Raw genomic sequence first — 10,379 nt, 5'->3', positions numbered from 1 at the left:
TCGCTTTAGCGTCTCAAGGGATGCGAATAATACACCCTTTATTTTTCGAGTCAACACTTTGTTTTAAACTTTCTTTTGGAAGATTTAAAACCGAAGTTTTATTTAACTCTCTGAGTTGTTCCTGCCTCGCTATGCGTTGGCGTTTCCCGTCTCAGTGGGGTCGCATTATAGGGAGATCATATTTTTACGCAAGCACTTTTTTAAAGAAAAAGTAAAAAAAGATGCTGTTCGGTTAGTATCTGAACTAAACACCCTGAAACTGATAGTTTTGTAACCAAACAGTGCACTGTATGGTACAAAAATCACCTTGCTGATACACTCAAATACTAATAATCATGATCTAAAAGGTACTAACTATGGCAATTCGTTCTTATAAAGGTGTTACTCCTTCATTTAATACGTCTGTTTATGTTGATGATTCATCGGTTTTGGTTGGTAACATTACTTTAGGTGATAATAGTAGTGTGTGGCCGTTAGTAGCTGCACGTGGTGATGTTAACTATATACGTATTGGTGAGCGTACAAATATACAAGATGGCAGTGTATTGCATTTATCTCGTGCAACTAAAAGTAATCCTGATGGTTACCCACTTATTATAGGTGACGATGTAACTGTTGGTCATAAGGTAATGCTGCACGGATGTGTATTAGGGAACCGTATACTTGTAGGTATGGGCGCTATTATTATGGATAACGTGGTTGTTGAAGATGATGTAATTATTGGCGGCGGCTCTTTAGTGCCACCAAACAAACGTTTAGAGTCTGGTTACTTATATGTAGGAAGCCCAGCTAAGCAAGCCCGCCTTCTTACAGAGCAAGAACTTGCCTTTTTAAAAATATCTGCAGATAACTATGTATCACTTAAAGATGAATACTTAGCTGAAATCGCTAACTTAAGTTAATAAGCTTACTTCAATTTGGCCTGCCGAGTTATAGCTCTCCTCTTCGATGAGTTCCTCGGCACGCTCCTCATAATCAAAACGGTACTTTTCAAAATACTCTGTTGCATGGCTTTCGTCTGTTAATTTAAGTGTATTTACTTGTATTACACACTCCACCAGCATGCCACTAACTTGTGCAAAAAATACTAACTGATGATCAGGCTCTCTAAATTCTAGCCTATCTATAAATTGTATTGCCTGATTCATTTAAGCACCCCTTGTTTAAGCGCATCCACTACGGGAAGTATTTTTGGCATTTTATTACGCCATACATAATATGCTTGAGCAGCTTGACCAACTAACATTCCACTGCCATCTAAAAGCTTAGCGTTAATATTATGCTGTGCAACCCAATTCATAAAAATGGTATTTTGCAGTGAATAAAACATGTCATAAGCTACTTCACAGTTAGTTATGTGTTTTTCATCAAGAGCTGGAAGCTCATCATTCATACTGCTAGATGTAGAGTTTATAATTAGTGAGTAATCGCTTACTGGTAAATCACTAAAGCCGAAGCCAGATACTGGTCCATATTGAGTAAACAGCTCTGCGAGTTCTTTGGCTTTTTGTGCTGTGCGATTAACTATTATTATTTCCTGAGGGTTATGCTCTAACAAAGGTAAAATAACCCCTCGAGCAGCACCGCCCGCACCTATGATTAAAATGCGTTTATTAGTTATGGCTACTTTATTAGCGAGTAAATCATTTACAAAGCCCACACCATCGGTGTTATCACCGAGTAATGTGCCATCATCTCGTTTTTTTAATGTATTAACAGCCCCTACAATTTTAGCTAATGGCGTAAGCTCATCAGCCATTGCATAGGCTTGCTCTTTAAATGGCATCGTAACGTTAGCGCCAACACCACCTTGCCCAAAAAAAGACAATACTGTTTTTTCAAAGTTATCGATAGGTGCTAATATTACGCGATAGTCGATTTGCTCACCCAGTGATACAGCAAATTGTTTATGTATCGCGGGGGATTTTGAATGTTTAATTGGATTTCCAAAAACCGCATATTTGTCCATTTTAAAGCAACCTCTTTGCAGCATAAACTGCCTATTAACGATGATAAATTATATGATTAAACGACTTTTCTCTAAATCTAAGCCAGCTCCCGAGCAACAGGCTCCTACTCCTGAAAAAACACCGTATGAAATAATAGGTGGAGAGAAAGGGGCGCGTGCTATCTCCAATCGATTCTACGACATAATGGAGTCAGATGAATACGCTAAACCGTTATATGATATGCATCCTCTGCCATTAGATCGAATTCGCCAAGTATTTTTTGAATTTTTATCTGGTTGGTTAGGCGGGCCGAACCTATTTACTGAAAAACATGGCCAGCCAATGCTACGTAAAAGACATATGCCTTTTACTGTAGATAAAGCATTGCGCGATCAATGGATGTACTGCATGAATAAAACGCTGGATATAGAAATAGACAACCCGTTGTTACGTGAAGGCTTAAAGCAATCATTCTCTCAACTAGCAACGCACATGATCAATCAACATTAAATTTGTATTTAGCCACAATGCAAAAAGGCGCTGATTAGCGCCTTTTTGATTACTGTGTAATTGTTATAATTGCCATTCTCTGGCTATCAACTCACTTGGTTGACTCGTTAACCACTCTTGCGGGCGTAAGTAATACTGATATAGGTTAGCTTCTGGGCTACTTGGTTCTGGTTTATAATTATATTCCCAGCGTGCAAGTGGTGGCATAGACATTAATATAGACTCAGTGCGCCCGCCACTTTGTAGCCCAAACAACGTACCTCTATCCCACACTAGATTAAACTCAACGTAGCGTCCGCGACGATAAAGCTGAAAATCACGTTGTTGCTCTGTGTATTCATCATTTTTACGGCGTTCAATAATAGGTAAATAGGCATCTAAAAAGCCATTACCAACCGATTGCATAAACGCAAAGCTCTTTTCAAAACCAAGTTCGTTTAAGTCGTCAAAAAATAAACCGCCGACTCCGCGCGTCTCGTCTCTGTGCTTTAAATAAAAATACTCGTCGCACCATGTTTTGTATTTTGGATAAACTTCACTACCAAATGGTGCACAAATATCATGAGCAACTTGATGCCAATGCTGTACGTCTTCTAATACTGGATAAAAAGGAGTGAGATCAAACCCGCCACCAAACCACCATATTGGCTCTTCGCCTTCTTTTTCAGCAATAAAAAAGCGCACATTGGCATGACTTGTTGGTACATGAGGGTTTTTTGGATGAATAACTAACGACACACCACATGCATGAAAGCTGCGTCCTGCAAGCTCTGGTCTATGCGCTGTTGCCGAACCTGGCATTGAAGCGCCAAATACATGTGAGTAATTTACCCCACCTTGCTCTATCACTGTGCCATTAGTGGTTACACGTGTGCGGCCACCACCGCCCTCTGCTCGTTGCCAGTTATCTTCTATAAATTTAGCACTGCCATCTGCAGCCTCCAAACCTTGGCAAATAGTGTCTTGCAAAGCCATAAAGTATGCTTTTACTTGATCTAATAATTCGCTTTGCATATTAACCTCTAAATATTTTGCCAGTCATGGCGTCTTTTATCGTGCTTGGTTGAGTATTGCCACCTAATGGCTCATCAACGTAAAAGCCAACTTGCTCTGCAAATTGCGTTTTAGCTTGCTCAATACTAATGACCGTTTCTTGCCCTGTTAAGTTTGCACTCGTTGATACAAGCGGTTTGCCAAACTCTTGGCATAAACGTTTTACTGTTGGATGGTTAGTTACTCTTACTGCGATAGTATCAAACTGCCCAGTTAACCACTTGGGTGTATTTTTAGATGCAGGCATAACCCACGTAATTGCAGCAGGCCAACTCGAAAATATATCAGCGCGTTTATCCATAGGTATTTTTGCATCATCTACGTATTTTAATAATTGTCCGTAGTTATCAGCAATTAAAATAAGCCCTTTTTCAACCGGGCGTTGCTTAATAGCTAATAGTGCCTCAACGGCTTGTTGATTATCTGGATCGCAACCTAAACCATATACAGCTTCTGTTGGGTATAAAATAACTTCGCCTTGCGTTAAGCACGTTATTGCAGTGGGCGTATTTGAAAGGTCTGACAAAGTAGTCTCCAGATATAATTAAACGTTATTCAGTTGGGGTCAGCTTATGCATGCAACTTTTTTGTGGGCATTGCAATAATGTGCCATTTGCCATATTTCTCTCTATGACGATGGGCCAGCCACATTCAGGACACGGGTGTTCGACCGGTTTATTATTAAGCGTGTATTTACAACTTGGGTAGCAATCACAAGAATAAAATACTTTACCAAACTTATTACTGCGCGCGACTAAATGACCCTTTTTGCATTTGGGGCAACTTGGCAAAGTGTCTTCGCTTTGTTTTTCTTCATTTTCGTTAGCAATATAATGACATTCTGGATATCCCGTACACCCAATAAACATACCGTAGCGGCCATTTTTAACCACCAGCGGTTTGCTACACTCAGGGCATGCTGAATCTTCTAATACTTTGATTTCGTTACTGTCGTGATGTGCCAACGGCCTAATAAAGTCGCATTTAGGATAACTTGCGCATCCTAAAAAAGGGCCTGATTTACTATTGCGGATCACTAACTCTGAACCACACTGTGGGCATATCTCGTATTCTTTTTCGAGGGCGTGCTTGTTCGCCGAGAAAAGCGAATGGTCGATTTTACTCATGGTGATCCTAATAGGTTGGTGAATTTTCGCCTAATATACCCAAACCACTTAAAGATACAAGCAATGCTGTGCTTATACGTTTAAGTAATTTGAGTACAATTAAGATAATTATCTCTAATGGAGAAGTTCGCTGGGTTCATCAAAAATCAAATCTTCCATTTGCTCATACGCCTCCTCAGAGCCAGGAACATTAAACAAAATCATAAGTACAATCCACTTTAAGTCTTCTAGGCTTATGGTTGGTTTATCCAGAGAGGCTAAACAGTCCATTACCATCTCACGAGTTACATTGTTAATTACGCCAATTTGCTCAATAAACATTAAAAAGCCACGACACTCAGCACTGAGCCTTTGGCATTCGCTATCGGTAAATATACGAACTGCATCTTTAGGATTATCAATAAGATAAGGAGACTCATCGCTGTGTTGTAAATCGGCGAGTTGCTCTAACCAATCGAGTGCTTTAAATATCTCAGGCTTATTAAAACCCGCGCGCAGTAGCTCATCGGTTAACTCATTTTGCTCTGCAAATATATCTGCTTCGCTATGAATGTAATTTTCAAAAAGATATAAAAGAATATCAAACATATTACCTTCCTGCGCTTAACTTAATATAACCATCTAGGACGCGCTCAATCTGATCGTCTAATTCTAAATCGAGCAATCTAGCGAGTACTTTGTCTATTGGCCACCGAGCGCGACGCACAATGTCGTCTACACTGGTTACTTCAAAGCCAATACTATTTAAAACCTCACATTGAGAATTTGCCTGAATTGGCTGTTCTTTATTACATACGCTATTGTCGTAAGTAAAACTCACCTCATCAAGAATGTCAGCCACGTTTTCTACTAACTTAGCGCCTTGCTTTATTAAAAAGTGACTTGCCTGTGCTAGCGGGTTTTTAATAGAACCTGGTACTGCAAATACCTCTTTATTTTGTTCAAGCGCATAACGTACTGTAATTAACGAACCGCTTTTGATTTCAGCCTCAACAATGAGCACCCCCAAAGATAAACCAGAAATAATACGATTACGGCGCGGAAAGTTATGAGCATGAGCAGCTGTTCCTGGTAAAAACTCACTCACCAGCAGGCCGCTTTCTAACACTTGGTCTGTTAATAGTTTATGGCGTTTAGGATAGTAAATATCAACCCCAGTACCAAGCACAGCTATGGTTTTACCCGTACCAGCAAGAGAGCCCTTATGTGCTGCTCCATCTATTCCCCGCGCCATACCTGAGGTAACTGTAATCCCCGCCAAAGTTAACTCGTATGCAAATTCTGATGCTATTTCAAGCCCGGTAGGTGTGGCATTACGACTCCCTACAATTGCAATTTGTGGGGTAGATAGTAACGAGACATCACCCCTACAAAATAGTAATAAAGGGGCACTGGCAATCTGCCGGAGATCTTCTGGATAAAGCGCATCAAAAATACAGACTACGGTAATGCCCTGCTGCGCAATTAATTGCTCATAATGGCTGATTTGTTGCCAATTAGTGTTGAGTAAATTACTCGCTTGATTAGCGGTTAATCCTAGCTGTAAAAGCTTGTCATGAGGTAAGTCGAATAACGACCCAAGGGAATAGTTTGTAGATAGTGCTAAAAGGGTTTTTATACCCAACCCTTTACACATATAAAAGGCAAGCCAGTGGGCTAGCTTGCCAGATGACTGATCCATGCTCTCTCCTAGAGCACCGACTCGCTACTTCTTAATGAATAACTGCAATATCTCCAATGCGAATTGGGTGCTGGTTTTTAGTTATTAATGCATAACTTATTTTGTCATACACTTTAAAGACAATTAGCTCGCCAACTTTTTCTTTAGGCATAGTCCACGTTGTATTTTCTTCGTCAGACTCATCACCAAATAATTGGCTCACATCAGATAAAAGCTTCTCGTATTTACTAGAGTCTTCTGGGTAACGAGGGCCACGAGGACCATCAATAACCGTTGGCGATTGACGCTCTAGATCTAATACATGACCTTCTTCTATATTTTGTTCACTGCCTAAGTTTAGCACTACAACATCCATTGTGCTGAATTCTCTAACGTGGCGCGGGGAAGCGATAATATTCCCTGTTACAGGCTCAGAAGGGCGGTGTATATTAAAGTACGCAGGAAGCATTTGACCTTCCATTGCCGGCATTAAAAAGTCACCTTGCTGAATTTCTCGTTTAACAGATTCAACACGTAATGACGAAGGCACGCCATTGTGTTCATCACCTGCTCTAAACGCACGTGCGATACCCACGTAAGATGCACGCGTTGCTAACACTTCACCAGTTAAGTCGGTGTAAGCATCGCCCTTGTGGTAAATGGCATACGCTTTATGTACTTGTAAGTCGCCTTTAGCATATAAAATATGACCTAACGTTTGTGTTTTAGTGTTTTCGTTAGCACCTAAAATATAAGGTTTGCCTTTAATATCATCACTGTTCATTGCTTGCTCGTAACTGATATAAGGTTTAATCATTTCAAGCGGCAAGGTAGTAATAGCATTACGCCCTTTTGGTGTAATACGCCCCTGAGGAGATAACTTTCTATATCCTTTATTGATCACTAAACGTGGGTTTCCATCTGCATCGTATATCAGCGCTAATGCATCGCCGGGGTAAATTAGGTGCGGGTTGTCAATTTGTGGATTCATTTGCCAAAGTTCAGGCCATAGCCAAGGCTCATCTAAATAGATGCCAGAAATATCCCAAAGTGTATCGCCTTTTTTTACAACATACTGTTTTGGTGCATCTTTTTTTATTTTAAGCACGTCAGCAACTGCGGGGAATGCAGCACTTAACGTAAGCATGATTGCAAGTAATGGAGATTTCATTGAGCTTCCTTGTATTGTTTTTTCATTATTATTGCCCAAAACCTGTTAAAGGTGAACGCGAATGGCTAAAATAAGAGCATACAATACCCTAAATTAAGCACAAGTGAAAAAGGTAACTATGGCTAGGTTAGAAGTTTTAAGATTTCCAGATGAGCGTTTACGTACTATAGCAAAAGATGTTGCACAAGTTGACGACACAGTACGCCAAATTGTAAAAGACATGCTAGAGACAATGTACGATGAAAATGGCATTGGACTTGCGGCCACGCAAGTAGATATTCATCAACGAATCGTTGTTATTGATGTATCAGAAGAGCGTGATGAGCCACTGGTGTTAATTAATCCACAAATCATTAAAAAAGACGGCTCTACCGTTAGCGAAGAAGGCTGTTTATCAGTACCCAACTCGTATGCAAAAGTAGATCGCGCAGAAACAGTAACAGTCGCTGCACTTAACGAAAACGGTGAAGAATTTGTACTAGATGCAGATGAATTACTGGCTATTTGTATTCAGCATGAACTAGATCACCTTCAAGGTAAGCTGTTCATTGATTACTTATCTCCATTAAAGCGCCAACGTATTCGTAAAAAGCTTGAAAAAGAAGCCAAATTTGCAGATCAGTAATAAGCACCTTAGGAAAACTCAGTGACTCAACCATTACGCATTATATTTGCCGGTACGCCGGACTTTGCAGCACGTCATTTACAAGCGCTGATACAAAGCGAACACCAAATAGTGGGTGTATATAGCCAGCCAGACCGCCCTGCTGGTCGTGGTAAAAAATTAAAAGCCAGTGAAGTGAAAGAGCTAGCGCTTGAGCACAACTTACCGGTTTTTCAGCCACAGTCATTAAAAAATGATGAAGCACTAGCAGAGCTAACAAGCTTAAATGCCGATATTATGATTGTTGTAGCGTATGGCTTAATTTTACCTAAAGCTATATTAGAAGCCCCGCGTTTAGGTTGTTTAAATGTACATGGTTCTATATTACCGCGCTGGCGCGGTGCTGCACCTATTCAACGCGCAATTTGGGCTGGTGATGAACAAACCGGCGTAACAATAATGCAAATGGATGAAGGGCTAGATACCGGCGATATGCTACATATAAGTCGCTGCCCTATTAGCACGACAGAAACTAGCGCAAGCTTATACACAAAACTTGCTGAGCTAGGACCAGACGCATTAATTGAAACCATTAATAAATTAGCTAATGGCGAGATCACCCCTGAACCTCAAAATGATGAACTTGCTAACTACGCTAAAAAGCTTTCTAAAGAGGAAGCTAATATCGACTGGTCTATGAGTGCGCTGCAAATTGAGCGCAACATTCGCTCTTTTAATCCATGGCCAGTGTGCTTTACCCAAATGGGTGGGCAAACAGTAAAGATTTATCAAGCGCAGGTTGTGCAGCAATTAGGTGATCCTGGGCAAATTTTATCAAGCGACAAAAATGGCGTAGTAGTGGCGTGTGGCGAACACGCTTTATGTATTACGCAATTACAGCCGCAAGGTAAAAAACCAATGGCAATTAACGACTTTTTAAATGGTCGTAGCGACTGGGTTACCCCTGGCACAATATTAGGCGAAAACAATGAGTAATGTTCCAAACGTAAGAGCGCTTGCCGCTGAAACTTTATATAACGTCGTTGATAAAGGCGCATCGCTTAATCAAGAACTTCCATTTGCAAGCCAAGGCTTGCCGCCTAAAGATAAAGCGTTACTACAGCAAATTTGTTATGGCGTTTTACGCTATTTACCGAGCCTTGAAAATTACTGCCAACACTTAGTAGAGCAGCCATTAAAAGGTAAACGTAGAATATTTCAGTTTTTATTGTACGTAGGTATTTATCAGCTACAGCATATGCGCGTACCACCGCATGCTGCTATTTCAGAAACTGTAAACGCACTGGCTCAACTTCGCGCTTTAGGATTAAAAGGGCTAATAAACGCCATTTTACGTAGTTTTCAGCGCCAACAAGCAGAGCTTGAAGAAAAAGCAAAGCTGATCCCTGTGTGCTTATACAACCACCCAAATTGGTTTATCAAACAAGTTAAAGAAGCCTATCCAGATAGCTGGGAAGATATACTTGCAGAAAACCAACAACAAGCACCTATGTGGTTACGTGTAAATCAGTCGCAGTTTAGTACACAAGAATACAGCGATATGCTTAGCGCTAATGATATTGAACACACCTTAAACCCAGATTTTGTAGATGGGATTAAGCTTGCTAAGCCACGCGATGTATTTTCATTGCCTGAGTTTGATACGGGTGCATGTTCAGTACAAGATGCCGCAGCACAACTTGCAGCACGCTTTTTAGAACCTAAAGCAGATGACTACATTTTAGATGCCTGTGCAGCACCTGGCGGTAAGACGTGTCATATATTAGAGCTTGCTGATGCAGAAGTACTTGCACTTGATAGCGATGCAACTCGCCTTGAACGTGTTAAGCAAAACTTAACGCGTATTGGCTTAGGCGCAGATCTTCAATGTGGCGATGCATCACAACCACATACTTGGTGGGACGAAAAATTATTTGATCGTATTTTGCTTGATGTGCCTTGTTCGGCTACTGGCGTAATCCGCCGTCACCCTGATATAAAATGGTTACGTCGCGCATCTGACATCGAAGACTTATCTAAGTTACAAAGCGATATTCTTGATAGCATTTGGCCACTGTTAAAACCAGGTGGCACATTGGTATATGCTACGTGTTCGGTTCTTCCACAAGAAAACCAACAGCAAGTTGCTAAGTTTTTAGCTAATAACGATGATGTAGAACATATACCGCTACACGAAAACGATACCTTAACAACTCCAGGTTTGCAGTTATTACCCGGTGAAAGTGATGGATTTTATTACGCTAAACTAGTTAAAAAAGCCTAATAGCCGTACACTGAATAGTTA

13 protein-coding genes are annotated in these 10,379 nt (G+C 40.6%); 5 read left to right on the top strand and 8 right to left on the bottom strand.

Annotated features, from left to right (window positions below):
- Positions 1–356 precede the first annotated feature (356 nt).
- Positions 357–902 (top strand): gamma carbonic anhydrase family protein, encoded by a 546-nt coding sequence (locus tag I6E80_RS19600; RefSeq protein WP_197186269.1) that lies wholly within the window; start codon positions 357–359, stop codon positions 900–902.
- On the opposite strand, the gene I6E80_RS19595 is transcribed toward I6E80_RS19600, so the two are convergent.
- Positions 894–1,148, bottom strand: a complete 255-nt coding sequence (locus I6E80_RS19595; protein ID WP_024599935.1) for a DUF1488 family protein — start codon at positions 1,146–1,148, stop codon at positions 894–896. The two genes, I6E80_RS19600 and I6E80_RS19595, sit on opposite strands and share 9 nt — an antisense overlap.
- Complete coding sequence (gene aroE, locus I6E80_RS19590; RefSeq protein ID WP_197186268.1) at positions 1,145–1,969, bottom strand: shikimate dehydrogenase; 825 nt, start codon at positions 1,967–1,969, stop codon at positions 1,145–1,147. The genes I6E80_RS19595 and aroE overlap by 4 nt, the downstream gene beginning before the upstream one ends.
- A gap of 52 nt (positions 1,970–2,021) precedes the next feature.
- Here aroE and I6E80_RS19585 point away from each other — a divergent pair, with 52 nt between their 5' ends.
- A complete protein-coding gene (locus I6E80_RS19585) occupies positions 2,022–2,459 on the top strand; it encodes a group II truncated hemoglobin (protein ID WP_004335148.1) in 438 nt (145 codons plus the stop codon).
- 63 nt (positions 2,460–2,522) lie between these two features.
- Here I6E80_RS19585 and hemF read toward each other — a convergent pair whose 3' ends face one another.
- The 6 genes from hemF to I6E80_RS19555 form a co-directional block, all read right to left on the bottom strand.
- Complete coding sequence (gene hemF, locus I6E80_RS19580) at positions 2,523–3,473, bottom strand: oxygen-dependent coproporphyrinogen oxidase (RefSeq protein WP_024591292.1); 951 nt, start codon at positions 3,471–3,473, stop codon at positions 2,523–2,525.
- Position 3,474: 1 nt separating this feature from the next.
- Positions 3,475–4,038: an L-threonylcarbamoyladenylate synthase gene (locus I6E80_RS19575; protein WP_024599938.1), complete on the bottom strand. Its 564-nt coding sequence runs from the start codon at positions 4,036–4,038 to the stop codon at positions 3,475–3,477.
- A gap of 25 nt (positions 4,039–4,063) precedes the next feature.
- Positions 4,064–4,639: a type I DNA topoisomerase gene (locus I6E80_RS19570; protein ID WP_197186267.1), complete on the bottom strand. Its 576-nt coding sequence runs from the start codon at positions 4,637–4,639 to the stop codon at positions 4,064–4,066.
- Between the two features lie 114 nt (positions 4,640–4,753).
- Positions 4,754–5,227 carry a DUF494 family protein gene (locus I6E80_RS19565; RefSeq protein WP_197186266.1) on the bottom strand — a complete coding sequence of 158 codons (474 nt, stop codon included), beginning with the start codon at positions 5,225–5,227 and terminating at the stop codon, positions 4,754–4,756.
- Between the two features lies 1 nt (position 5,228).
- Entirely contained in the window at positions 5,229–6,320 is a 1,092-nt protein-coding gene (gene dprA / locus I6E80_RS19560) for a DNA-processing protein DprA (protein ID WP_170072877.1), read from the bottom strand.
- 31 nt (positions 6,321–6,351) lie between these two features.
- On the bottom strand, positions 6,352–7,470 hold the full coding sequence (locus tag I6E80_RS19555) for a LysM peptidoglycan-binding domain-containing protein (RefSeq protein WP_024599941.1): 1,119 nt from the start codon (positions 7,468–7,470) through the stop codon (positions 6,352–6,354).
- A 118-nt stretch (positions 7,471–7,588) separates the two neighbouring features.
- Here I6E80_RS19555 and def point away from each other — a divergent pair, with 118 nt between their 5' ends.
- Genes def through rsmB form a run of 3 tightly spaced genes read left to right on the top strand, consistent with a single transcriptional unit; the run spans position 7,589 to position 10,358 of the window.
- The gene (gene def, locus I6E80_RS19550; RefSeq protein ID WP_024599942.1) at positions 7,589–8,095 is read left to right on the top strand and encodes a peptide deformylase; all 507 of its coding nucleotides are present in this window, start codon (positions 7,589–7,591) and stop codon (positions 8,093–8,095) included.
- A 21-nt stretch (positions 8,096–8,116) separates the two neighbouring features.
- Positions 8,117–9,070 (top strand): methionyl-tRNA formyltransferase, encoded by a 954-nt coding sequence (fmt, locus tag I6E80_RS19545; RefSeq protein WP_024599943.1) that lies wholly within the window; start codon positions 8,117–8,119, stop codon positions 9,068–9,070.
- A complete protein-coding gene (gene rsmB, locus I6E80_RS19540; RefSeq protein WP_024599944.1) occupies positions 9,063–10,358 on the top strand; it encodes a 16S rRNA (cytosine(967)-C(5))-methyltransferase RsmB in 1,296 nt (431 codons plus the stop codon). The genes fmt and rsmB overlap by 8 nt, the downstream gene beginning before the upstream one ends.
- Positions 10,359–10,379: the final 21 nt, after the last annotated feature.

The organism is Pseudoalteromonas sp. NSLLW218, from assembly GCF_015864775.1.
Lineage (GTDB): Bacteria > Pseudomonadota > Gammaproteobacteria > Enterobacterales > Alteromonadaceae > Pseudoalteromonas.
Note: the sequence above shows the minus strand (reverse complement) of the source record. Positions and strands in the feature narration are given on the sequence as shown.

Coding starts and splice junctions, on each gene's coding strand:
- I6E80_RS19600 (WP_197186269.1), top strand. CDS start 357: ATGGCAATTCGTTCTTATAAAGGTGTTACTCCTTCATTTAATACGTCT.
- I6E80_RS19595 (WP_024599935.1), bottom strand. CDS start 1,148: ATGAATCAGGCAATACAATTTATAGATAGGCTAGAATTTAGAGAGCCT.
- aroE (WP_197186268.1), bottom strand. CDS start 1,969: ATGGACAAATATGCGGTTTTTGGAAATCCAATTAAACATTCAAAATCC.
- I6E80_RS19585 (WP_004335148.1), top strand. CDS start 2,022: ATGATTAAACGACTTTTCTCTAAATCTAAGCCAGCTCCCGAGCAACAG.
- hemF (WP_024591292.1), bottom strand. CDS start 3,473: ATGCAAAGCGAATTATTAGATCAAGTAAAAGCATACTTTATGGCTTTG.
- I6E80_RS19570 (WP_197186267.1), bottom strand. CDS start 4,639: ATGAGTAAAATCGACCATTCGCTTTTCTCGGCGAACAAGCACGCCCTC.
- I6E80_RS19565 (WP_197186266.1), bottom strand. CDS start 5,227: ATGTTTGATATTCTTTTATATCTTTTTGAAAATTACATTCATAGCGAA.
- dprA (WP_170072877.1), bottom strand. CDS start 6,320: ATGGATCAGTCATCTGGCAAGCTAGCCCACTGGCTTGCCTTTTATATG.
- I6E80_RS19555 (WP_024599941.1), bottom strand. CDS start 7,470: ATGAAATCTCCATTACTTGCAATCATGCTTACGTTAAGTGCTGCATTC.
- def (WP_024599942.1), top strand. CDS start 7,589: ATGGCTAGGTTAGAAGTTTTAAGATTTCCAGATGAGCGTTTACGTACT.
- rsmB (WP_024599944.1), top strand. CDS start 9,063: ATGAGTAATGTTCCAAACGTAAGAGCGCTTGCCGCTGAAACTTTATAT.